This is a genomic window from Brevundimonas sp. KH_060 (assembly GCF_057838275.1).
This window is the reverse complement of sequence record NZ_CM174463.1, coordinates 422,358-443,853: the sequence shown is the minus strand read 5'-3', so window position 1 is coordinate 443,853 and position 21,496 is coordinate 422,358. Positions and strand designations below refer to the sequence as shown.

The window sequence follows — 21,496 nt, the reverse complement described above, 5'->3', positions numbered from 1 at the left end:
CCTGCCGGAGCGTGTCGGGACCGGTGCTGCATGAAGTTTGATCGATGTTGAGCACGGCCGCCGCGCTTGCCATGTTGTGGACCATGGCCTTCTCCGGGTCCGGAGAGCCTGTCCCTTACGAAACGGCCGTCGCCCGCGACGCCGCCATCGTAGAAACCGCCGCGCCGGCCCCCGGTTCCATCGATTCCGCCGAAACGGCGGACCTGTCGGCCGAACAGCTTGAGCTGATGGCCGGCGATCCCGACTGGCGCGCCTCGGCCCGCCTCTATCACGCAGGCGGCGGCGGAGCGACCGGCAACGATTCCCTGGGTTGCCGCCCGATTCCGATGCGCACGGTCGCGGTCGACCCGCGCGTCATCCCGCGTCGCACCAAGCTGTTCATCCGCGAGACGGTCGGCCTGCAGATGGCCGACGGCACGGTGCACGACGGCTACTGGTACGCCTCCGACACCGGCGGCGCGATCAAGGGCGCCAAGATCGACCTGTACACCGGCCACGGCCGCGCCTCGATGCGCCCGGCCATGAGCCTGAACATGAAGACCCTGACCATCGCCGACGCGGGCGATTTCGACGGCTGCCCCCCGGCGTGGGAAACGGCCTCGAACTAAGGCTTTTCAGCCTGACGACAAAAAGGGCGGCCGGATCGAACCGGCCGCCCTTTTTCGTTCTCCTCCCTACGTAGTGGGGAGGTGGATCGGCGGCGAAGCCGCCGAGACGGAGGGGCTGCTTGGTTCCGCGCCCTAAAGCCTAACCGCCGCCCCTCCACCGCTTGGCTGCTCCGCGCCGCCCTTCGGGTCGCGGTCCCCCTCCCCATTTCATGGGGAGGGAAACAGTGTCAGAACTTCCGCTTGCCGCGGACCGTCTCGAAGAACAGGCGGAAGTCGCCCATCAGGCTCCACAGCGGATATTTGAACGTCGCGGGCCGGTTCTTCTCGAAGAAGAAATGCCCCACCCAGGCGAAGCCGTAGCCGACCAGCGGCATGGCCAGCAGCCACCAGGCGTTCAAGGTGAAGCAGAAGGCCAGAAAGGCCGCGATCACCAGCCCCGTCCCGACCACATGAATGCGGCGGCACGTCCGGTTGGAGTGCTCATGGATGTAATAGGGGTAGAAGGCCTCGAACGAGGCATACCGCCCTTGGGGTTGCTCGATGCTCATGGCCCCAGCCTGCCCCCGGATCGCACCGGGGGCAAGTCGCTCGCCCCGACCACACCGCTCATCCCCGCGGAGGCGGGGACCCAGTGCTTTGGCCGGAAGCGCGCGGACACATGAGGATCATGAGCGTGAAGCCCTTACTGGGTCCCCGCCTCCGCAGGGATGAGCGGGTGTTTAAGCCCGCTTGCCCTTCGGCCCCTTGGCGAAAGGCTTGGCCCCCGCCTTGAAGTCGGGCTTGCCCTTGAAGCCGGCCTTGGGCGTGAAGGGCTTCTTGTCGCCTTTGTCCTTGAAGCCCGGCTTCTTGTTGAAGCCGCCTTCAGCCGGCGCCGCGTCAGCACGGGGCGCATAGGGCTTCTTCTTGAAGGGACGCTCGCCATCGGCGCTGCGGCTCGCATCGCCCTCGGGGCTCCACGGCTTCTTCTTGAACGGCGGGCGGCTCTGACCGTCCTCATCGCGGCGGAAGGGCTTCTTGGCGAAGGGGCGGGCCTCGCCGTCGCGCTCGAAGTTACGGTTGCGCGCACCCTTCATCGAGCCGGGCGTCGGCGCTTCGGACGGGGTGATGCGGGCCTCTTCCTTGCTCTGGGCGGCGGCGGCGCGGAAGGCGTCAGCGTGGCTCAGAGCGATCTCGAAGCGCGTCTCTTCGGGGAAGGTGCGGATCGAGCCGATCTGCTGCTTGGTCACGCCGCCGATGCGGCAGATCAGCGGGATCAGCCATTTGGGGTCGGCGTTGCGGTTGCGGCCGATGTCCAGACGGAACCAAGTGACTTCGTCCGGCTGCAGGCGGTCGCCCGGCCACGGTGCGGGAGCGTAGTCGTCGCCGCCCGCCGCATCGCGTTCGCGGCGCGGCTTGCGCTGCGGGCCTTCGCCCGGATCGCTCAGGTCTTCCGGCGCGGGCAGGTTCTTGCGCAGCAGCACCAGCAGGGCGCGGGCCAGATCATCCGGCGTGCGCTCCTTGACCAGCTTCTCGACCAGACCCGCATCCTCGTCAGCGCCTTCTTCGGCGAAGACCGGCGCGGCCAGCAGGCGCTGTTCGTCCTGGGCGCGGATTTCATCGGCGGTCGGGGCGCCGGACCAGACGGCCTCGACCCCGGCCGAGCCCAGCAGCATCTCGGCCTTGCGGCGGCGGCTGTGCGGGACCAGCAGGACCGAGACGCCCTTCTTGCCCGCGCGGCCGGTGCGGCCCGAACGGTGCAGCATGGTCGCCTTGTTGATCGGCAGTTCGGCGTGGATCACCAGACCCAGATCGGGCAGGTCCAGACCGCGCGCGGCCACGTCGGTGGCGACGCAGACGCGGGCGCGGCGATCACGCAGCGCCTGCAGCGCCTCATTACGCTCGCGCTGGCCCATCTCGCCCGACAGCGACACCGAGGCGAAGCCGCGCTCGACCAGCGAGGCCTGCAGGTGACGCACGGAATCCCGCGTCGAGCAGAAGACCAGCACGCCCGGCGCCTCGAAGTAGCGCAGGACGTTGACCACGGCGCGCTCGATCTCGTTCGGCGCGATGCGCATGGCGCGGTATTCGATGTCGTTGTGCGGCTGGCTGCGGTCGACGGTGTCGATACGCACCGCGTCCTTCTGATAGCGCTTGGCCATGATCGCGATGTCGCGGGCGATCGTGGCCGAGAACAGCAGGGTGCGGCGCTCTTCCGGCGCCTGGTCCAGAATGTATTCCAGGTCCTCGCGGAAGCCCATGTCCAGCATCTCGTCGGCTTCATCCAGCACGACGACGCGGGCGGCCGACAGGTCCAGCGCCCCGCGATCGATGTGGTCCTTCAGACGGCCCGGCGTGCCGACCACGACGTGGGTGCCGTGGTTCAGGGCGCGGGCTTCCTTGCGGGCGTCCATGCCGCCGACGCAGGTGACGATCTTGGCGCCCGCTTCGGCGTAGAGCCATTCCAGCTCTGCCGCGACCTGCAGCGCCAGTTCGCGCGTCGGGGCGATGGCCAGCATCAGCGGCGTATCCGCCTGGCCGAACCGCTCGTCCTCGCCCAGCAGGGTCGGCGCCGCCGCCAGACCGAACGCCACCGTCTTGCCCGAGCCGGTCTGGGCCGAAACCAGCAGGTCCGCCTCGCCATGGCCTTCCAGGACTGCGGCCTGAACCGGGGTGGGTTCAAGGTAGCCCTTGTTCAGCAGGGCGCGGTCAAGCGCGGGATGGATCGCGGGAAAGGGCATGAAAGGCCTGGAGTTCAAATGCGAGGCGACCGTCAAACGGCCGCGCCCGGCGAGGCGTCGCAGCCTGCCGGGCGTCGGGGAAGGCGCTCCCTATACACGAATAAGGGCCGGGGTGGGGCCGAATCGATCTAGGCGTTTCAAAAATCAACAATCGCCAAATACTTGAAGATGACGCCGTCGCTTTCGGATGCGCCTCCTTTTGAAGCCTTCATGCAGCCGATTATTGAACGGCTGAAGGCCCATGGGCGTTCGCTGACCAATGCCGAAATGCTTGAAGACATTTCCGAGCACATGGGCCTTTCCGACGAAATTCTAAATCTTCGGCACGGCAAATGGAACCAGTTGGTCGTCGACCAACGCCTTGGTTTCGCACGAAGCTGGCTTAAGCTTGGCGGGGCTGTAACCAATAGCCAAAGAGGCGTCTGGAGCCTTACGCCAGCAGGGGCCGCCATGACGGCGTCCGAAATCGCAGCCATCCCCAAACAGGTGCAGAAAGCCTACGCCGCGCAACGCGCCAACGCTGTCACGGAAAAGCTCGACCCGCCACAGGTTCTGCAGGAAGCCGCGCAGGAAGACTGGAAGGACCAGCTTCTTTCCGTTTTGCTCCAGCTTGACCCCTCCGCGTTCGAACGGCTTTGCCAACGCCTTTTGCGTGAATCCGGCTTCACCCGTGTCGAGGTGACCGGCAAAACCGGCGACGGCGGCATAGACGGGACCGGCGTCCTGCGCATGAACCTGCTGTCGTTTCAGGTGATCTTTCAGTGCAAACGCTGGCAGGGATCCGTCGGCGCATCGACGGTCCGCGACTTCAGAGGCGCCATGGTCGGGCGCGCAGACAAGGGCCTGATCATCACGACAGGCACATTCACAAGCGAAGCTCGAAGAGAGGCCACCCGAGACGGCGCTCCCGCAATCGATTTGGTAGACGGCGACACGCTTTGCGACTTGCTGAAGGAGCGCAGCCTTGGCGTCTCTGTCCGTATGGTCGAGGAAGTCACAGTGGACGCCTCGGCTTTCAGCGCCATCTAGAAGAATCGACCGCCGTTCACCACGTCCGTTGATCGGGCGTTGACCACGCAGAGGCGATGCTGGCCGGGTTCAGACCCCCGTCCGCCGAAGGATCATCCATGATCTCGCCGCTCAGCACCGCCGCCGCCGGGATGCAGGCCGCCTCGGCCCGGCTGGAAGACAGCGCCCGCCGCGTCGCCTCGGGCCGGATGGACGACTACGCCGTCGAGGCGGTCGAGCAGATCCGCGCCAAGAGCGACTTCTCGGCCAACGCCGCCGTGGCTCGTACGGCGGATCAGATGACGGGAACCCTGCTGGATATTCTGGTCTAGGCCCTACCCCGCCTTCTCCGGCAGGTGGAAGAAGTCGACGAACCGCTCGAACGTCGCCCGGTCGCCCTCGATGACCATCCCCCCCTCGCCTTCCAGCGCCTCCAGCGGAACCTTGCCGTAGACGGCGGCGGCCACGACCTGGGCCGCAGCGCGCACCACGACATCACAGCCCTCGACCTCGCCGCGCAGGGCGTCGATGACGCCGCCCCTCACGCTTACGACCATCCGGTCCTCATCCAATGCAAAGCCCAGCCGCATCGTCGCGCCCTGCGCGCGGCCTGCGTCGAACATGGTCTTGAACGACTGCATGATGGAGACGGCGCTGATCGGCAGCGTCGGGTCGTGCTGCGGCGAGCGCGCGGCCCAGCGGCCCAGCACCATGAAGACCGGCTCGATCTCATAGCCCCAGTCGGTCAGCTCATAGACCTGGACCGAGGCGGGCGGCGGCAGCTTGCGACGCTGGACGACGCCCGAGGCCTCCAGCCCCTCCAGCCGCTGCGTCAGCACATTGGCCGACAGGCCGCACAGGTCTTTTCGCAGGTCGCTGAAACGCCGCGGCCCCATCATGAGTTCTCTGATGACCAGCAAGGCCCACCGCTCGCCCACCAGGTCCAGCCCGTGCGCCGCCCCGCAGGCGTCGTGATAACGCCGGGATCGGGATTCGGACTTCTTAGTTACTTTTTCTAACTTCATAGTTGACTAACATAACATCAAGGCGCAGAACGACCAACATCATAGGGCAGGCCGTCCGGGGAGGGAGGGCCGCGCAAGGGAGGACCACCGCCGATGCCCAAGCTGATCTTCATCAACCTGCCGGTCGCCGACCTGCCGCGCTCCGTGGCCTTCTATGAGGCGATCGGGGCGAGCATGAACCCGATGTTCTCGGACGAGACGGCGGCCTGCATGGTCTTTTCCGACACCATCCACGCCATGCTGCTGACGCATGAGAAGTTCTCCAGCTTCACCGACCGCGCCATCCCCGACGCCAAGAAGACGGCCCAGGTGCTGATCTGCGTGTCGGAGGACAGCCGCGAGGGCGTCGACGCCGTGGTCGATCGCGCCGCCGCCGCCGGCGGCCAGGCCGATCCCAACGTCAAGCAGGACTACGGCTTCATGTACGGCCGCAGCTACGCCGATCCCGACGGTCACATCTGGGAGGTCATGTGGATGGACCCGGAAGCCGCCGCCCAGGGGCCGGAAGGCTTCGCCTCACAGGTCGGCGGAGGCTGAGCCATGAGCGCGCTGTACGAACTCAGCGTCAGCCGCTTCATCAAGGCCTCGCCCGAGACGGTGTGGCGGGCCTGGACCCGGCACGCGACCGAGTGGTTCACCCCGCGCCCGTGGAGCACGGTGTCGGTCGACCACGACCTGCGCCCCGGCGGGCGCGCCGATGTCGTCATGCAGTCGCCCGAAGGCGAGCGGCATGAGTATCGCGGCGTGGTGCTGGAGGTGGAGCCCGGCCGCCGCCTGGTGACGACCGGCGCCTTCACCGAAGGCTGGATCCCGCAGCCGGGCGAGATGAACTTCGTCCGCATCGACACCTTCGAGTCGGAGGGCGACGGCACGCGCTACACCGCCCGCGCCCGCCACTGGGACGAAAAGGCCATGCAGGCCCACCGCGACATGGGCTTCGAGCCGGGCTGGGGCGCCGCCGCCGACCAGCTGGCCCAGGTCGCCGAAAACCTCACCCCGCAGGAGAGCGCGTCATGAGCGACAAGATCATTCCCTGTATCTGGTACGATCTCGGCCAGGCGAAGAAGGCGGCCGAGTTCTACGTCTCCCTGGGCCTTCCCGACAGCCGCATCGACCGCGTCGTCGCCAGCCCCGCCGACAATCCGTCCAGCCCGGCCGGGTCCGAACTGGTGGTCGAGTTCACCCTGGCCGGGCGGCGCTACGTCGGCCTGAACGGCGGTCCGAACTTCCCCCAGACCGAAGCCGTGTCCTTCATGATCATGACCGACGACCAGGCCGAGACCGACCGTCTGTGGGACGCCATCGTCGGAAACGGCGGGGCCGAGAGCGCCTGCGGCTGGTGCAAGGACCGCTGGGGCGTGAACTGGCAGATCACGCCGCGCCGCCTGATGGCCTTCTACGACGACCCCAACCCGGCCCGCGCCAAGGCCGCCTTCGAGGCGATGATGACGATGCACAAGATCGACATCGCCGCCATCGAGGCCGCTGCTGACAGGATCGGGCAGGCCTAAAAGCTAAGCCGTCTCACCTGTCGCTTTCGACCAAGACGCCGACCAAGCCTGCCCCGACCATCCACCCCCCCGCCCCAGCGAGCCGCCGCGCGGCGAGCGATAGGGGCCAAACCCCGAGGAGAAACGAAAATGGCCTACATCACCGGCTTCCTGACCCCCGTGAAAAACGAGAACAAGGAGCGCTACATCGAGTCCGCGCGCCAATCCTGGCCCCTGTTCAAGGGCTACGGCGCCACCGCCCAGATCGAGAACTGGGGCGTGGACGTGCCCGACGGCAAGGTCACCAGCTTCCCCATGGCGGTGAAGCTGGAGGACGGCGAGGCCGTCGTCTTTTCCTGGCTGATCTGGCCCGACAAGAAGACCGCAGACGACGCCTGGGCCAAGATGCAGGACGACCCCGCCATGGCGAACATGGACATGCCCTTCGACGGCAAGCGCATGATGTGGGGCGGCTTCGAAACCGTCTTCAACGAGACGCAGTAAGCGAGGCTCTCCTCCCCACATCGTGGGGAGGGGGACCACGAAGTGGTGGAGGGGCTTTGCGACAGCGGAAGCCAGCGGCCCCTCCGTCTCGACGGCTACGCCGCCGATCCACCTCCCCATTTCATGGGGAGGAGAAACAAAAAAGGGCGGCCCCGTCGGAGCCGCCCTTTTTCAATCATCGTCGCCGGATCAGCTGTCCAGGAAGCTCCGCAGCTTCCGCGACCGCGAGGGGTGCTTCAGCTTGCGCAGGGCCTTGGCCTCGATCTGACGGATGCGTTCGCGCGTGACCGAGAACTGCTGGCCGACCTCTTCCAGGGTGTGGTCGGTGTTCATGCCGATGCCGAAGCGCATCCGCAGGACGCGCTCCTCACGCGGGGTCAGCGAGGCCAGCACGCGGGTCGTGGTTTCGCGCAGGTTCGACTGGATGGCGGCGTCGATCGGCAGGATCGCATTCTTGTCCTCGATGAAGTCGCCCAGGTGGCTGTCTTCCTCGTCGCCGATGGGCGTTTCCAGCGAGATCGGCTCCTTGGCGATCTTCAGGACCTTGCGGACCTTCTCCAGCGGCATGGCCAGACGTTCGGCCAGCTCTTCCGGGGTCGCCTCGCGGCCGATCTCGTGCAGCATCTGGCGCTGGGTGCGGACGATCTTGTTGATCGTCTCGATCATGTGCACCGGGATGCGGATGGTGCGGGCCTGGTCGGCGATCGAGCGGGTGATCGCCTGACGAATCCACCAGGTGGCGTAGGTCGAGAACTTGTAGCCGCGGCGATACTCGAACTTGTCGACCGCCTTCATCAGGCCGATGTTGCCCTCCTGGATCAGGTCCAGGAACTGCAGGCCGCGGTTGGTGTATTTCTTGGCGATGGAGATCACCAGGCGCAGGTTGGCCTCGACCATCTCCTTCTTCGCCTGACGGGCCTCGCGCTCGCCCTTCTGCACCATCTGGACGATGCGGCGATAGTCGTCGATCGGCACGCCCGCCTCGGTGGCGACGGCGGCGATATGGGTGCGGATCGCGTCGATCTGGACGGATTCGTTCTCGCTGAACTTGGTCCAGCGGACGCCCATCTCCTTGATGCGCTCAGCCCAGTTCGGGTCCATTTCCGAGCCGAAGTAGGCCTTGAGGAACTCGGGACGCGAAATGCCGTAGCCGTCGGCCAGACGCAGCAGTCGGCCTTCCTGGCCGATCAGGCGCTTGTTGATGGCGTACAACTGCTCGACCAGCGCCTCGATGCGGGCGTTGTTCAGCTTCATCGTCTTCAGGCGGTCCGAGATGGACGCCGTCAGGGATTCATAGGTCTTCTGATCCTTGGCCGTCAGGACGTCGCCCTTCAGGCGCGCCTCGACCAGCTTGTCCTGCAGCTTGCGGAACTCGCTGAAGTCGACGGCGATGGCGTCCAGCACCTCCATGACGCCGTCGCGCAGCTCGGCCTCCAGGGCCGAGATCGACATGGCGCCGCCGTCGTCGAAATCGTCCTCGTCATCTTCTTCGCCGTCGCCGTCCGGCTCGCCGGTCGGCTGGGCCGGGGCCGGCTGGTTATGCGGCAGGGACGAGGGGTTCAGGATGCCGTAGGTGGCGTCCAGGTCGATCACTTCGCGCAGCAGGATGCGGTTGTTGGCCAGCTCCTCGCGCCAGACCATGATGGCCTCAAAGGTCAGGGCGCTTTCGCAGAGCCCTGAGATCATGGCGTCGCGGCCGGCCTCGATGCGCTTGGCGATGGCGATTTCGCCCTCGCGGCTCAGCAGCTCGACCGTACCCATTTCGCGCAGATACATCCGCACGGGGTCATCGGTGCGGTCATAGGCGGCCTTGGCCGGGGCTTCGGCGACCGAGGTCTCGGCGGCGGCGGCCACGTCGGTGCCGGTCGCCTCGGCGGCGTCCTCTTCGGCTTCGACGACGTTGACGCCCATCTCCGACAGCATGGCCAGGATGTCTTCGATCTGGTCCGGCGTGACTTCTTCGGACGGCAGGACCTTGTTCAGCTCCTCCATCGTCACATAGCCGCGCGTCTTCGCCTGACGGATGAATTTCTTCACCCCGGCGTCGGTGAGATCGAGCAGGGGCCCGTCGGCGTTGGTTTCGGCGTCCTGCGTCTCGGTCTGCGCGCTCATTCAGTCTGTCTCCACGGCCGGCGGGGGGTGATCAGTCCCCTGCGGCGAAAATACAACGCCCGACGACTTCGTTGGTTACGAAGAAGCCGAGTCTTCCCAAATCGTTCCGGTCTTGATGGCTCGCCGCAGGGCATCGCGCTCGGCCTTCACCAAAGCGAAAGCCGAGTTATCGAAGGCCCGATGAGCCTCCGACTTTGCTGAAGCCAGCGCCTCGTCCAACGCCGCTGCGCGGGTCAGAGCGTCGAACGCTTGCGACCACCGGGTCCTCGCCTCGCCGAGGGGCTTGTCTGCAGCCAGGAATGGCGCGCCGGACTTCGCCGCCGCCTTCTCGACCTCGTGCATCAAGGCATCATGACCCGATTGGGCCAGATGGCGGCGCAGGGCGGCAGAGTCAAGGGTCCGGCCCGAGAAACGCAGTCGAACCAGTTCCTGGGCCAGTCCGTCCAGGGCCGGATCGCCGAAACCGTAGCGCGCCACCGCCTCCATATGATCGTCCAGCCGCTCCGGGTCGTCGATGGCGCCGTGGGCCAGGGCGGCGGCGATCGGCTCGACCGAGCGGAACAGCGCCTGCATGGCCTGGGCGCCCTCGGCCGTCTGCCCCTGCAAGGGCGGCGGACCACGCCAGCGCCCGCCCGGCCCCGGCCGTCCGCCCTGTTGCGGCGGCCGCTGCTGTTGCTGGCGCGGGAACAGGGCGTCGAAGCGGTCGAACAGGTCGCGCCGGTACTGTTCGGCCAGATCCTTGTCCTGCACGGCGTTGGCCGCCTGACGCAGCCGCCCCTTCAGCCCCGCCTTGCGCTCGGGCGTGTCCAGCGGCTCGGCCTCGACCTCGCGGCGGAACAGCACCTCGGCGAAGGGCCGCGTATCAGCCATGGCCTGACGCAGGGCCGGCGCCCCGCGATCACGCAGGATGTCGTCCGGGTCCTGCCCGCCTTCCAGCAGGGCGAAGCGGAAGGACTTGCCCGGCTTCAGCAGCGGCAGCGCCCGCTCGATCGAGCGATAGGCGGCGCGCAGGCCCGCCGCGTCGCCGTCGAAGCTCAGCACCGGCTCGGACGAGACCCGCCACAGCCGCTCCATTTGCTCTTCGGTCAGGGCCGTGCCCATCGGCGCGACCGCAGGCAGGCCCGCCCGATGGCAGGCGATCACGTCCATATAGCCTTCGACGACGATGATGCCCTGCTCGCCCCGGCTCTCGGCGCCCATGATCCGCCGCGCTTCCGGCAGGCCGTAAAGGGTCGCCCCCTTGTGAAACAGCGAGGTCTCCGGCCCGTTCAGATATTTGGCCCGGTCGTCCGGGTTCATCGCCCGGCCGCCGAAGCTGACGATACGCCCGCGCGCATCCAGGATCGGGAACATCAGCCGGTCGCGGAAGCGGTCATAGGGTTGCCCCCCGCCTTCCGGCGCGATCAGCATCCCCGCCTCGACCAGATCGCCCGGCCGCGCCCCGCGCTGGACCAGCGCCTGCTTCAGCCCCTCGCGGTCATTGGGCGCATAGCCCAGGCCGAAGCGCTCCCACTGATCCTCGGGCAGGCCGCGCTTTTCCAGATATTCACGCGCCGCCTTGCCGACGCTGCGGCGCAGATTGGCCGCGAACCATTTCTGGGACAGGTCCATCCAGTCGGCCAGACCCTGACGCTTCTGCTCGCGCTCAGCGGCCTGGGGGTCTTCGGCGGGCAGCTGCATCCCGGCCTCGCCCGCCAGTCGGCTAACCGCCTCGACGAAGCTGAGACGCTCCGTCTCCTGCAGGAAGCTGATGACGTCGCCGTGCTTGCCCGAGCTGAAGTCGTGGAAGAAGCCCTTGTCGTCATTGACGAAGAAGCTGGGCGACTTCTCCTTCGAGAAGGGGCTGAGGCCGACGAACTCGCGTCCCTGACGCTTGAGCTTCACCGTCCGCCCGATGATGTCGGACGGCCGAAGGCGGGCCTTCAGCTCCTCGATGAACCGTTCGTCAAATCGCACGCCTGACCTATGCCGTCCGTTGGGCCGCAAAGGCCAGCCCTCGCCCGCGCGCCGCCGCGACGGCCCCCGGCCAAAACGCCGCCTGGGGATAAGTCCGGGGACAACCGCCTGACTTCCTTCTGTCGCACGACTGGGCTTTAAGTCATCCCAGCCTTGCCGGAGCCTTTGCGACCATGCGCCAACTTCGTCTGCTCGTTCTGATGCTGCTGCCCGCCGCCTTCCTGGCGCTGGGCGCCTGCCAGACGATTCCGCGCCCGGCCTTCGACGCCGCCGACCTGGCCGCCGCCAGCCCGCCCTGGCGCTACGACTTCCAGACGGAGGAAGAGCGCGCCCGCTTCGTGCACGAGACGATCAATACGCAGAACGCCGCCAGGGACGGGACTTTCGACATCCTGGCCCTGTCAGGCGGCGGGGCCAACGGCGCCTATGGCGCTGGCGTCATGGTCGGCTGGAGTCAGGCCGGAAACCGGCCCCAGTTCGAGGTGGTCACCGGCGTCTCGACCGGCGCCCTGATCGCGCCCTTCGTCTTTGCGGGCCAGCGGTTCGACCCGGCGCTGGAGCACGCCTACACCAGCGGCCAGACCGACCAGCTGCTGAAATCGCGTGGTCTCTACGCCCTGATGCTGCCCGGCGTGTTCAAGCCCGAGCCCCTGACCAATCTGGTGCTGAACAACATCTCGCCCGAGCTGCTGGCGGCCATCGCCGAAGAGCACCGCAAGGGCCGTCGCCTCTATGTCTCGACCACCAGCCTGGACACCCAGACCCAGGTCGTCTGGGACATGGGCGCCATCGCCCAGCAGGACGATCCGGCCTCGCGCCTGCTGTTCGTCAATGTGCTGATCGCCTCGGCCAGCATCCCCGGCGCCTTCCCGCCCGTCCTGCTGGACGTCGAGCATCAGGGCCGCCGCATTCAGGAGCTGCACGTCGACGGCGGCACGGTGTCCAGCTTCCTGGTCGTGCCGCAGGCGCTGCTGCTCGACACCCCGTCAAACCGCCCCCTCAGCAACGCCCGCGTCTGGATCGTCGTCAACGGCCAGTGGGACCCGCGCTTCGAGGTGGCGCGCATCTCGGCGGTCAGCATCGCCGCGCGCAGCTTCGACACCATGATGAAGGCGTTACAGCGTTCGGACCTGACGGCCGTCACCCAGTTCGCGCACCGTCACAACATGACCCTGTCGGTCGCCGCCATTCCCGATGAGGTCGAGGCCAACACCCTGGACTTCACCCAGGCCCACATGACCAGCCTGTTCCAGGCCGGCGAAGCTCAGGCCCTGTCCGGCCGCGCCTTTGACACGCGCGTCGACCCCGCCGCGCCGCAGCCGCCGCGCGCCGTTTCGTCACCTTAAGGGTTGATTAACCATATGGGCCGCAATGCGGCGATAAGCATCTGAATATGAACAATATTTTCTCAGATAACGCCGGAACTATCCACAGACCTGTGGATTCTTCGATCGGCCCCTGAGAAGCAGGGACCGCCATGACGCCGCCGCCGCGGACCGCGTCCGGCGCCGTAGTTCAACGGTCCTCGTCCCATGTTCATCGCCATCGCCCGTCCGGCGGTGGAGCCCCAAGGCCCCGACGCCGTCGCCGTCCCCGGCTCTCCCGCTGTTCCCTTGCTCAAGCCCCGCGCCCTGCACGCCCGCCTGCTGGCCAACGCCGCCCTGCGGCGCCAACGCGGCTGGCTGCGTCGGCAGGAGAAGCGCAGCGAGGACGCCGACTACTGGCTGCACGCCGCCGTCATCGCCATCGGCAAGGCGGCCGCCTTGCGCCGCGCCGAGGCCGCACCCCTGCCCTGAGCAGGCTCAGCGCAGTTCGGGCAGACGCCGCGCCAGCGAGTCCTTCAGCTTGCGGCCGCGCTCGGACAGGCTCTTGCCCCGGCGCCGTTCGCGCACCTCGAAGCCCTGGCCCCAGCGTTCGTGCATGGCGGCCATCAGGGTCGGATGGCGGTCATACTGGTGCACGATCGCGCTGGTCCCGCCATCCGGGTTCACGATCCGACCGTCCGCCAGGGACAGGCCCTCGCTCGGCGTCAGGCCGACGGTGGCGATGCGACCATAGTTGGCCGCCGCCTCGCCCTCGACCAGCCCCAGATGCAGGGCGATGTTGCAGGCCGCCTGATCCGCTCCGAAGGCGCCGCCGATCTCGGAACGGGGAATGGCCGCCAGCATCAGCAGGGTGCGGCAGAAGCGGATCATGCTCTCGCGCGGCCCCATGACGGTGCCGACGCAGACGCACGGCTTGTCCGCCAGGGCGCGCGCCACGTCCTCGCCGCCGACGCCGCGCAGGTATTTCATGTTGAAGGCGTGGCCCTTCAGCCCGCCGTCATACTCGACGTAGAACTCGGGCTTGGCGGGCGGCGGGTCGAACGGCGGCGCCTGGAAGACCACGTCGCGCACATCCGTCAGCAGGACGCTGCGCGCCCAGGGCCGCTCGCTCATCAGAATGTCGAAGGCGGCGAAGCGCTGCATCACCGCATGCGGCCGCCAGGCGCCGTTGCACAGGCACGCGGGCGGCACGGACTCCACGTCGTGTTCGGCCAGGAAGGCCAGGAGCGCAGGTTCCTGATCCGTCACCAGCACCACGGGACCGGCATAGACCGCGCGCAACGAGCGCACGAAGACCGCCACGTCAGCGGCCTCATATCCTGTAGCGTAGCCCAGGATCAGATCATGCTCGGCCGCCGCAATAGCCGGAGAGGCCCCCCTCTCCCCTGCGATCGCAGCAGAAACCCAGCCGAGATAAGCGGACCTCGCTGCGGGAGCCCCCATTTACGCCCTCATGGAATCCACGAAACGCTTGAACAGATAGAGGCTGTCGGTCGGACCCGACGAGGCCTCCGGGTGATGCTGCACGCTGAACACGGGTTTATCCTTCAGCGCAATCCCGCAGTTGGTGCCGTCGAAAAGCGACACGTGGGTTTCAACCACAGCCTCGGGCAGGCTGTCGCGGTCGACCGAGAACTCGTGGTTCATCGACACGATCTCGACCTTGCCCGTGGTCAGGTCCTTGACCGGGTGGTTGGCGCCGTGGTGGCCCTGCTCCATCTTCAGCGTCTTGGCGCCGAGCGCGATGGCCAGCATCTGGTGGCCCAGGCAGATGCCCATCAGGGGCTTGCCGCTGTCCAACAGCTTCCTGATCTCGGGCACGGCGTATTCTCCCGTCGCCGCCGGATCCCCCGGACCGTTCGACAGGACCACGCCGTCGGGATTGCGGGCCAGGATATCCTCGGCCGTGGTCGAGGCGGGGACCACGGTGATCTTCACGCCGGTCGAGGCCAGGGCGCGCAGGATGTTGCGCTTCACGCCATAATCGATGACCACCACCGACTGGTCGCCAGCCTCGGGCTTGGCGTAGCCGATCGGCCATTCCCAGGCGCCCTCGGTCCATTCGAAGGCCTGGGTGGTCGAGGCGTCCTTGGCCAGGTCCAGGCCGACCAGGCCCTTCCAGTCGCGCGCCAGGGCCGTCAGGGCCTCCAGGTCGAACTTGCCTTCAGGATCATGGGCGATGACGGCGTGCGGGGCGCCCTTCTCGCGGATCAGCTGGGTCAGGGCGCGGGTGTCCACGCCGGCCAGGCCGATGACGCCGCGCGACTTCATCCAGGCGTCCAGCCCGCCCGTGGCGCGCCAGTTGGCCGGATCGGTCGGCACGTCGCGCAGGATGACGCCGCGCGCCGCGCGCTCGGGCGCCTCGCCGATCTGCTCCACGTCTTCCAGGTTCACGCCGACGTTGCCGATGTGCGGGAAGGTGAAGGCCAGGATCTGGCTCATGTACGACGGGTCGGTCAGGATCTCCTGATAGCCCGTCATCGAGGTGTTGAAGACCACCTCGCCGATGGCCGAGCCGGTCGCGCCGACGCCGATCCCCGACAGGACCGTTCCATCTGCGAGCACGAGGACGCCAGTGGCGCCGGACAGGATTTGAGTCGTCATGGCGCAGGGCTCCTAGCAGTGAATACGGGCGGACAAACGGCGGGGTCGCTAAAGAGATGAAGGGGCCGTGTCAACACGGCCTCTGATTATGCCGCCTGGAAGCGTCCCTGTCGCTTGCGAACCCACAGCCAGGCCAGGCTGGTCACGGCGAAGAATCCAACGCTGGGCCAGATGTAGCCGCCCGCCGCCGCCGCCACGGCGAAGGCCGAGAACACCGCCCCGCCCACGGCCAACAAGCGCCAGCCCGGCTTGGTCGTCAGCTTCCACAGCGTCACCGAGCACAGGGCGTACAGGCACAACGTCAGCACCGACGTCACGCCGATCAGCACGCCGAACTGCTGGCCCAGGGTCGGCTGGGCGCTGGCGATCACCATGGCGCTCATGATGACGCCGTTGATCAGCGGGTTGGACAGGGGCGTCTTGCCCTTCTGCGCCCCGCCGAACCAGCGCGGCAGCCAACCCGCCTCGGCCGAGGCGCGGGCCGTCTCGCCGCCCATCATGGTCCAGCCCGCGATGGTGCCGGTCGCCTTGATGACGGCGCAGGCCGCCACCAGACCGGCCACCGAGGCCCCCATCACCCGCGCCACCAGATCGGCATAGGGGCTGGTGGAGTGGGCCAGGACGTCGGCCGGGATGACGCCGAACACCGCCACGCTGGCCGCCACATAGACGACGAAGGCCAGCAACACCCCGCCGAGCGAGGCGCGGCCCACGTCGGTCACCGGGTTCTTGACCTGGCTGGACAGGGCCGCCGCGCTCTCGACGCCCAGGAAGGCCCAGAAGATGACGGCCAGCGAGGCCGGAACCGTCTTCATCAGCGGCTCGCCCGCCGGGCTCCACGAGGCGGCGAAGGTGTCGCCGCTGAAGGCGATGACCCCGGCGATGATGGCCAGGCCGATCGGGATCAGTCCCAGCACCAGGGTGATCGCCCCGAACCGCGCCGCTGTCTTCGACCCGGCCGCATAGGCCGCCGTGGTCAGCCAGATCAGCGCCAGATTGCTGAGCGCGCCCCACATCGGCTCCTTCAGCGCCGGGAAGAAGAAGGCCAGATAGCCGGTCCCGGCCACCGCCACGGCGACGTTGCCGGTCAGGCAGGCGGCCCAATAGGCCAGCCCCGTCTGATAGCCCAGGAACCGCCCCAGACCACGCCGGGCGAAGTCTGACAGGCCGTCCGCCTCCGGCTGCATCCGCCCCAGACCGCCGAACACCAGCGCCAGGGTCACCGCCCCGATCCCGCAGACCAGCCAGCCGATGATGCTGGAACTGCCCGTCGGCGCCAGCGTCGCCGGCAACAGATAGACGCCCGATCCGATCATATTGCCCGCCACCACCAGGGCGGCCAGGCCCCAGCCGATGCGGTGCGAGGGTTCAGGCAGGATGTCGACTTGGCTCATGCCCGCCGCATAGACCGAAATGTCGCAGCCGTCGCCCTCAAGATTCTTCCTACACCGCCCACTCCCCCCGCTCATCCCGGCGGACGCCGGGATCCAGTGAGAGCCTCGCCCGCGACGGCTGCACACAGAAACCGGGCGGCGATCCGAGGGAGCGTTTGAAGCCAAAGGACTGGATCCCGGCGTCCGCCGGGATGAGCGGGACAGGGAAGCGTGCTAAAGCCCCGCCGAAGTTCTGGAGTTCGCCCATGCCCGTCACCACGGTCGGCCTCGATGCCGACGACACCCTCTGGCACAATGAGACCATCTTCCGCCTGAGCCAGAAGCGGTTCGCCGAACTACTGGCCGACCATGCCGAAGAACCGGTGATGATGGACCGCCTGGCCGCGGTCGAGCGACGCAACCTGCGGCTCTATGGCTATGGGGTGAAGGGCTTCACCCTGTCGATGCTGGAGACGGCGATGGAGCTGTGCGACGGCTCTGCCCCGCCCCACATCGTGCGCGAGATCCTGGCCGCGGGGCGCGAGATGCTGGTTCACCCCGTCGAGACCCTGCCCGGCGTCGACGAAACCCTGGCTGAACTGGCCGAAAACTACCGTCTGGTTCTGGTGACCAAGGGCGACCTGATGGACCAGGAGCGAAAGCTGGCGGCCTCGGGCCTGGGCGAGCTGTTCGCTGCCGTCGAGATCGTCTCCGAGAAGGACCGCTCGACCTATGACCGCGTCTTCGCCCGCCACGGTTCGGGCGCGGCCGAGGCGGTGATGGCCGGCAATTCCATGAAGTCCGACGTCCTGCCCGCCATCGAGGCCGGGGCCTGGGCGGCGCATATCCCCTACCACATCACCTGGGCCCACGAACTGGCCGACGCGCCGGAGGGCAACGCCCGCTACGTCAGCCTCAGCCGCATCGGCGAACTGCCCGACTGGATCGCCGCGATCGACGATAAATAGGAGCCGGCGGGGCGGGCTCCCCAAGAAATCGCGCCCGCCCCATTCTGGCCCTTGCCCCCCGGCCCCTCCCTCTCTAAACGGGCCGCTTAACCGACAACCTGAACGGATCGGCCGCGACAACGCTCGCGCCCGTCCGTCTGCGCGCGTGGAGACCGCCGCCCTGACCAGCCACGAAGAAAAGGACGCCATGGTGCGCGCCGCGCTCGCAGAGCAGGGCGACAGCGGGATCACTCCGCGCCATACGCTGTTCTACTTCTACGGCGAGGAAGAGGCGCACGGCGACCTGTGCGAGGTGGCCCGCCGTGCGGGCTTCCTGACGCGGGGCCAGGGCGACATGACCGTCCTGGAGACCACCATGCCGGTCGACGAGGCGTCGTTTGCGCCTGTGTCGGCCATGATGCAAACCTGGGCCGCGGCCTTCCAGCTCGACTACGACGGCTGGGAGTGCGCGGTCGTGACGAACTGAGACGAACGCCGATGCCCAAGCGCACAGACATCCAGTCCATCCTGATCATCGGCGCCGGCCCGATCGTCATCGGCCAGGCGTGTGAGTTCGACTATTCCGGCGTTCAGGCCTGCAAGGCGCTGAAGGCCGAGGGTTACCGGGTCATCCTGGTCAACTCGAACCCCGCAACCATCATGACCGACCCGGAGGTGGCCGACGCCACCTATATCGAGCCGATCACGCCCGAGATGGTCGAGAAGATCATCGCCAAGGAAAAGCCGGACGCCCTGCTGCCCACCATGGGCGGCCAGACAGCGCTGAACACGGCCCTGGCCTTGAACGCCTCGGGCGCCCTGGCCCGTCACGGCGTCGAGATGATCGGCGCCAAGGCCGAGGTCATCGACAAGGCCGAGGACCGTCAGAAGTTCCGCGACGCGATGGACAAGCTGGGTCTGGAATCGCCCCGCTCGCGCGCCATCCACCATATTGAAGAAGCCGACGAGGCCCTGGCCTTCGTGGGCCTGCCCGCCATCATCCGTCCGTCGTTCACGCTCGCGGGCACCGGCGGCGGCATCGCCTACAACGTCGAGGAATTCCACGAGATCGTGGAGCGCGGCCTCGACCTGTCGCCGACCACCGAAGTGCTGATCGAAGAGTCGGTTCTGGGCTGGAAGGAATATGAGATGGAGGTCGTCCGCGATCATGCGGACAACTGCATCATCATCTGCTCGATCGAGAACATCGATCCGATGGGCGTCCACACCGGCGACAGCATCACCGTCGCCCCGGCCATGACCCTGACGGACAAGGAATACCAGATGATGCGCGCGGCCTCGATCGCCGTGCTGCGCGAGATCGGGGTCGAGACGGGCGGCTCGAACGTCCAGTTCGCGGTCAACCCCAAGGACGGCCGTCTGGTCGTCATCGAGATGAACCCGCGCGTGTCGCGCTCCTCGGCGCTGGCGTCCAAGGCCACCGGCTTCCCGATCGCCAAGATCGCCGCCAAGCTGGCCGTCGGCTACACGCTGGACGAGCTGAAGAACGACATCACCATGGTGACCCCGGCCAGCTTCGAGCCGGCCATTGATTACGTGGTCACCAAGATCCCGCGCTTCGCCTTCGAGAAATATCCGGGCTCCGAGCCGTCGCTGACCACGGCGATGAAGTCGGTCGGCGAGGTCATGGCCATCGGCCGCACCTTCCAGGAATCCATGCAGAAGGCCCTGCGCGGTCTGGAAACGGGCCTGAACGGCTTCGACGACATCGAGATCGACGGCGTGACCGGCGCCGAGGACGACGCTGCGATCAAGGCCGCCGTCATCCGCGCCCTGGGCCTGCCGACGCCCGACCGTATCCGCGTCATCGCCCAGGCCTTCCGTCACGGCCTGACGGTCGAGGAAGTGCAGGCCGCCTGTTCGTATGAGCCGTGGTTCCTGCGCCAGATCGCCGACCTGATCCGCACCGAAGGCCACGTCCGCGTTCAGGGCCTGCCCACCGACGCGACCGACTTCCGCAAGCTGAAGGCCAAGGGCTTCTCCGACGCCCGCCTGGGCGCCCTGACCGGCAAGACCGAGGGCGAGGTCCGCAAGGCCCGCCGCGCGCTGGACGTGCGCCCGGTGTTCAAGCGCATCGACACCTGCGCCGCCGAGTTCGCCTCGGCCACCGCCTATATGTATTCGACCTATGAGACCGGCGCCCTGGGCCAGGTCCCGGCCTGCGAGGCCGCGCCGTCGGACAAGAAGAAGGCCGTCATCCTGGGCGGCGGTCCGAACCGCATCGGCCAGGGCATCGAGTTCGACTACTGCTGCTGCCACGCGGCCTTCGCCTTCGACGACATCGGCGTCGAGAGCATCATGGTCAACTGCAACCCCGAGACGGTCTCGACCGACTACGACACCTCCGACCGCCTCTATTTCGAGCCGCTGACGGCCGAAGACGTGCTGGAGCTGATCGACGTCGAACGCTCCAAGGGCGAACTGATCGGCGTGGTCGTCCAGTTCGGCGGCCAGACCCCGCTGAAGCTGGCCCATGCGCTTCAGGAAGACGGCGTGCCGATCCTGGGCACCAGCGTCGACAGCATCGACCTGGCCGAGGACCGCGAGCGCTTCCAGCAGATGCTGAACGAGATCGGCCTGATCCAGCCGCCGAACGGCCTGGCCCGCTCGGCCGAGGAAGCCGCCCAGAAGGCCGAGGAAGTCGGCTATCCGGTCGTTCTGCGCCCCTCCTACGTCCTGGGCGGCCGCGGCATGATGATCGTCCACGACCGCGAGCAGCTGGACCGCTACGTCCATGAAGCCATGCGCGTCTCGGGCGACGATCCCGTCCTGATCGACCACTATCTGAACCGCGCCACCGAAGTGGACGTCGACGCCCTGTGCGACGACGAGACCGTCTTCGTCGCCGGCGTGCTGGAGCACATCGAGGAAGCCGGCGTCCACTCGGGCGACAGCGCCTGCTCCATGCCGCCCTTCTCCCTGCGCCCCGAAACCGTGGCCGAGCTGAAGCGCCAGACCACCGCCATGGCCAAGGCCCTGAAGGTGCGCGGCCTGATGAACGTGCAGTTCGCCATCGAAGAGCCGCACAGCGACAACCCGCGCATCTTCGTGCTGGAAGTGAACCCGCGCGCCAGCCGCACGGCGCCCTTCGTCGCCAAGACCATCGGCCAGCCGGTCGCCGCCATCGCCGCCAAGGTCATGGCCGGGGTTCCGCTGGCCTCCTTCGGTCTGGTCGATCGCGACCTGGACCACATCGCGGTCAAGGAAGCGGTCTTCCCCTTCGCCCGCTTCGCCGGGGTCGACACCATCCTGGGCCCGGAAATGCGTTCGACCGGCGAGGTCATGGGCCTGGACTGGAAGCGTGAGGGCGAGGCCGACCTGGCCCCCGCCTTCGCCCGCGCCTTCGCCAAGTCCCAGACCGGCGGCGGCACCATCCTGCCGACCGAGGGCACGGCCTTCGTCTCGGTGCGCGACGCCGACAAGCCCTTCATCGTCGAGGCGGTGAAGACCCTGCTGGCGCAGGGCTTCGCCGTCATCGCCACCGGCGGCACCCATGCCTATCTGACCGAACAGGGCCTGGACGTCGGCCTGGTCAAGAAGGTGCTGGAAGGCCGTCCGAACATCGTCGACGCCATGAAGAACGGCGAGGTCCAGCTGGTCTTCAACACCACGGACGGCAAGCAGGCCCTGGCCGACAGCTTCTCCATCCGCCGCACGGCGCTGATGATGAAGATCCCCTACTACACCACGGCGTCCGGCTCCCTGGCCGCCGCCCAGGCCATCGCCGCCGTCCGCCACGGCGAAATGGATGTCCGCCCGATCCAGAGCTACAACTGAGATCAGGCCCCGACCTGAAGGAAAGCCCC

General features: G+C 67.5%; 20 protein-coding genes. 12 read left to right on the top strand and 8 right to left on the bottom strand.

Annotated features, from left to right (window positions below; genetic code table 11):
* Positions 1–44 precede the first annotated feature (44 nt).
* Positions 45–608, top strand: a complete 564-nt coding sequence (locus tag AC3IPP_RS02285) for a 3D domain-containing protein (RefSeq protein WP_489150197.1) — start codon at positions 45–47, stop codon at positions 606–608.
* A 227-nt stretch (positions 609–835) separates the two neighbouring features.
* Here the strand turns inward: AC3IPP_RS02285 and AC3IPP_RS02280 are convergent, their stop codons facing one another.
* Together AC3IPP_RS02280 and AC3IPP_RS02275 are read right to left on the bottom strand one after the other, a co-directional pair.
* Positions 836–1,156, bottom strand: a complete 321-nt coding sequence (locus AC3IPP_RS02280; RefSeq protein ID WP_087138785.1) for an Mpo1-like protein — start codon at positions 1,154–1,156, stop codon at positions 836–838.
* Positions 1,157–1,327: 171 nt separating this feature from the next.
* On the bottom strand, positions 1,328–3,325 hold the full coding sequence (locus AC3IPP_RS02275) for a DEAD/DEAH box helicase (protein WP_489150196.1): 1,998 nt from the start codon (positions 3,323–3,325) through the stop codon (positions 1,328–1,330).
* A gap of 168 nt (positions 3,326–3,493) precedes the next feature.
* On the opposite strand from AC3IPP_RS02275, the gene AC3IPP_RS02270 reads away from it, so the two are divergent.
* Entirely contained in the window at positions 3,494–4,354 is an 861-nt protein-coding gene (locus AC3IPP_RS02270) for a restriction endonuclease (protein WP_489151026.1), read from the top strand.
* Positions 4,355–4,452: 98 nt separating this feature from the next.
* Complete coding sequence (locus tag AC3IPP_RS02265) at positions 4,453–4,665, top strand: hypothetical protein (RefSeq protein WP_087139951.1); 213 nt, start codon at positions 4,453–4,455, stop codon at positions 4,663–4,665.
* A 3-nt stretch (positions 4,666–4,668) separates the two neighbouring features.
* On the opposite strand, the gene AC3IPP_RS02260 is transcribed toward AC3IPP_RS02265, so the two are convergent.
* Positions 4,669–5,358 carry a winged helix-turn-helix transcriptional regulator gene (locus AC3IPP_RS02260; protein ID WP_489150195.1) on the bottom strand — a complete coding sequence of 230 codons (690 nt, stop codon included), beginning with the start codon at positions 5,356–5,358 and terminating at the stop codon, positions 4,669–4,671.
* Between the two features lie 93 nt (positions 5,359–5,451).
* Between AC3IPP_RS02260 and AC3IPP_RS02255 the strand changes: the two genes are divergently transcribed.
* The 4 genes from AC3IPP_RS02255 (at position 5,452) to AC3IPP_RS02240 (ending at position 7,352) form a co-directional block, all read left to right on the top strand.
* Entirely contained in the window at positions 5,452–5,895 is a 444-nt protein-coding gene (locus AC3IPP_RS02255; RefSeq protein ID WP_489150194.1) for a VOC family protein, read from the top strand.
* Between the two features lie 3 nt (positions 5,896–5,898).
* Positions 5,899–6,375, top strand: a complete 477-nt coding sequence (locus tag AC3IPP_RS02250; protein ID WP_489150193.1) for an SRPBCC family protein — start codon at positions 5,899–5,901, stop codon at positions 6,373–6,375.
* Entirely contained in the window at positions 6,372–6,869 is a 498-nt protein-coding gene (locus tag AC3IPP_RS02245; protein WP_489150192.1) for a VOC family protein, read from the top strand. Before AC3IPP_RS02250 ends, AC3IPP_RS02245 begins: the two co-directional genes overlap by 4 nt.
* 129 nt (positions 6,870–6,998) lie before the next feature.
* Positions 6,999–7,352 (top strand): DUF1428 domain-containing protein, encoded by a 354-nt coding sequence (locus tag AC3IPP_RS02240; protein ID WP_087139946.1) that lies wholly within the window; start codon positions 6,999–7,001, stop codon positions 7,350–7,352.
* Positions 7,353–7,541: 189 nt separating this feature from the next.
* On the opposite strand, the gene rpoD is transcribed toward AC3IPP_RS02240, so the two are convergent.
* Positions 7,542–9,464 carry an RNA polymerase sigma factor RpoD gene (rpoD, locus tag AC3IPP_RS02235; RefSeq protein ID WP_087139945.1) on the bottom strand — a complete coding sequence of 641 codons (1,923 nt, stop codon included), beginning with the start codon at positions 9,462–9,464 and terminating at the stop codon, positions 7,542–7,544.
* A 75-nt stretch (positions 9,465–9,539) separates the two neighbouring features.
* Positions 9,540–11,420, bottom strand: coding sequence for a DNA primase (gene dnaG / locus AC3IPP_RS02230; protein ID WP_087139944.1), 1,881 nt, complete (start codon positions 11,418–11,420; stop codon positions 9,540–9,542).
* Between the two features lie 173 nt (positions 11,421–11,593).
* Between dnaG and AC3IPP_RS02225 the strand changes: the two genes are divergently transcribed.
* Positions 11,594–12,766 (top strand): patatin-like phospholipase family protein, encoded by a 1,173-nt coding sequence (locus AC3IPP_RS02225; RefSeq protein WP_489150191.1) that lies wholly within the window; start codon positions 11,594–11,596, stop codon positions 12,764–12,766.
* Positions 12,767–12,952: 186 nt separating this feature from the next.
* Positions 12,953–13,216, top strand: coding sequence for a hypothetical protein (locus AC3IPP_RS02220; RefSeq protein WP_087139942.1), 264 nt, complete (start codon positions 12,953–12,955; stop codon positions 13,214–13,216).
* Positions 13,217–13,222: 6 nt separating this feature from the next.
* Here AC3IPP_RS02220 and AC3IPP_RS02215 read toward each other — a convergent pair whose 3' ends face one another.
* The 3 genes from AC3IPP_RS02215 to AC3IPP_RS02205 form a co-directional block, all read right to left on the bottom strand.
* The gene (locus AC3IPP_RS02215; protein ID WP_087139941.1) at positions 13,223–14,188 is read right to left on the bottom strand and encodes a hypothetical protein; all 966 of its coding nucleotides are present in this window, start codon (positions 14,186–14,188) and stop codon (positions 13,223–13,225) included.
* Positions 14,189–15,349 carry a glutamine-hydrolyzing carbamoyl-phosphate synthase small subunit gene (gene carA / locus AC3IPP_RS02210; protein WP_489150190.1) on the bottom strand — a complete coding sequence of 387 codons (1,161 nt, stop codon included), beginning with the start codon at positions 15,347–15,349 and terminating at the stop codon, positions 14,189–14,191.
* A gap of 86 nt (positions 15,350–15,435) precedes the next feature.
* Positions 15,436–16,743 carry an amino acid permease gene (locus AC3IPP_RS02205; protein ID WP_489150189.1) on the bottom strand — a complete coding sequence of 436 codons (1,308 nt, stop codon included), beginning with the start codon at positions 16,741–16,743 and terminating at the stop codon, positions 15,436–15,438.
* Positions 16,744–16,988: 245 nt separating this feature from the next.
* On the opposite strand from AC3IPP_RS02205, the gene AC3IPP_RS02200 reads away from it, so the two are divergent.
* The 3 genes from AC3IPP_RS02200 to carB all read left to right on the top strand — a co-directional run bounded on the left by AC3IPP_RS02200 (position 16,989) and on the right by carB (position 21,467).
* Positions 16,989–17,690 (top strand): HAD family hydrolase, encoded by a 702-nt coding sequence (locus AC3IPP_RS02200; RefSeq protein WP_489150188.1) that lies wholly within the window; start codon positions 16,989–16,991, stop codon positions 17,688–17,690.
* A 145-nt stretch (positions 17,691–17,835) separates the two neighbouring features.
* The gene (locus AC3IPP_RS02195) at positions 17,836–18,156 is read left to right on the top strand and encodes a ribonuclease E inhibitor RraB (RefSeq protein WP_134582329.1); all 321 of its coding nucleotides are present in this window, start codon (positions 17,836–17,838) and stop codon (positions 18,154–18,156) included.
* A gap of 11 nt (positions 18,157–18,167) precedes the next feature.
* The gene (gene carB, locus AC3IPP_RS02190; protein WP_489150187.1) at positions 18,168–21,467 is read left to right on the top strand and encodes a carbamoyl-phosphate synthase large subunit; all 3,300 of its coding nucleotides are present in this window, start codon (positions 18,168–18,170) and stop codon (positions 21,465–21,467) included.
* Positions 21,468–21,496 lie beyond the last annotated feature (29 nt).

Bases quoted from the DNA above. Each gene is read 5' to 3' on its own strand.
- AC3IPP_RS02265 (WP_087139951.1), top strand. From the start codon at position 4,453: ATGATCTCGCCGCTCAGCACCGCCGCCGCCGGGATGCAGGCCGCCTCG.
- rpoD (WP_087139945.1), bottom strand. From the start codon at position 9,464: ATGAGCGCGCAGACCGAGACGCAGGACGCCGAAACCAACGCCGACGGG.
- AC3IPP_RS02285 (WP_489150197.1), top strand. From the start codon at position 45: ATGTTGAGCACGGCCGCCGCGCTTGCCATGTTGTGGACCATGGCCTTC.
- AC3IPP_RS02255 (WP_489150194.1), top strand. From the start codon at position 5,452: ATGCCCAAGCTGATCTTCATCAACCTGCCGGTCGCCGACCTGCCGCGC.
- carB (WP_489150187.1), top strand. From the start codon at position 18,168: ATGCCCAAGCGCACAGACATCCAGTCCATCCTGATCATCGGCGCCGGC.
- AC3IPP_RS02275 (WP_489150196.1), bottom strand. From the start codon at position 3,325: ATGCCCTTTCCCGCGATCCATCCCGCGCTTGACCGCGCCCTGCTGAAC.
- AC3IPP_RS02205 (WP_489150189.1), bottom strand. From the start codon at position 16,743: ATGAGCCAAGTCGACATCCTGCCTGAACCCTCGCACCGCATCGGCTGG.
- AC3IPP_RS02270 (WP_489151026.1), top strand. From the start codon at position 3,494: ATGACGCCGTCGCTTTCGGATGCGCCTCCTTTTGAAGCCTTCATGCAG.
- AC3IPP_RS02240 (WP_087139946.1), top strand. From the start codon at position 6,999: ATGGCCTACATCACCGGCTTCCTGACCCCCGTGAAAAACGAGAACAAG.
- AC3IPP_RS02215 (WP_087139941.1), bottom strand. From the start codon at position 14,188: ATGGGGGCTCCCGCAGCGAGGTCCGCTTATCTCGGCTGGGTTTCTGCT.
- AC3IPP_RS02245 (WP_489150192.1), top strand. From the start codon at position 6,372: ATGAGCGACAAGATCATTCCCTGTATCTGGTACGATCTCGGCCAGGCG.
- AC3IPP_RS02225 (WP_489150191.1), top strand. From the start codon at position 11,594: ATGCGCCAACTTCGTCTGCTCGTTCTGATGCTGCTGCCCGCCGCCTTC.
- AC3IPP_RS02280 (WP_087138785.1), bottom strand. From the start codon at position 1,156: ATGAGCATCGAGCAACCCCAAGGGCGGTATGCCTCGTTCGAGGCCTTC.
- AC3IPP_RS02200 (WP_489150188.1), top strand. From the start codon at position 16,989: ATGCCCGTCACCACGGTCGGCCTCGATGCCGACGACACCCTCTGGCAC.
- AC3IPP_RS02260 (WP_489150195.1), bottom strand. From the start codon at position 5,358: ATGAAGTTAGAAAAAGTAACTAAGAAGTCCGAATCCCGATCCCGGCGT.
- carA (WP_489150190.1), bottom strand. From the start codon at position 15,349: ATGACGACTCAAATCCTGTCCGGCGCCACTGGCGTCCTCGTGCTCGCA.
- AC3IPP_RS02220 (WP_087139942.1), top strand. From the start codon at position 12,953: ATGTTCATCGCCATCGCCCGTCCGGCGGTGGAGCCCCAAGGCCCCGAC.
- AC3IPP_RS02250 (WP_489150193.1), top strand. From the start codon at position 5,899: ATGAGCGCGCTGTACGAACTCAGCGTCAGCCGCTTCATCAAGGCCTCG.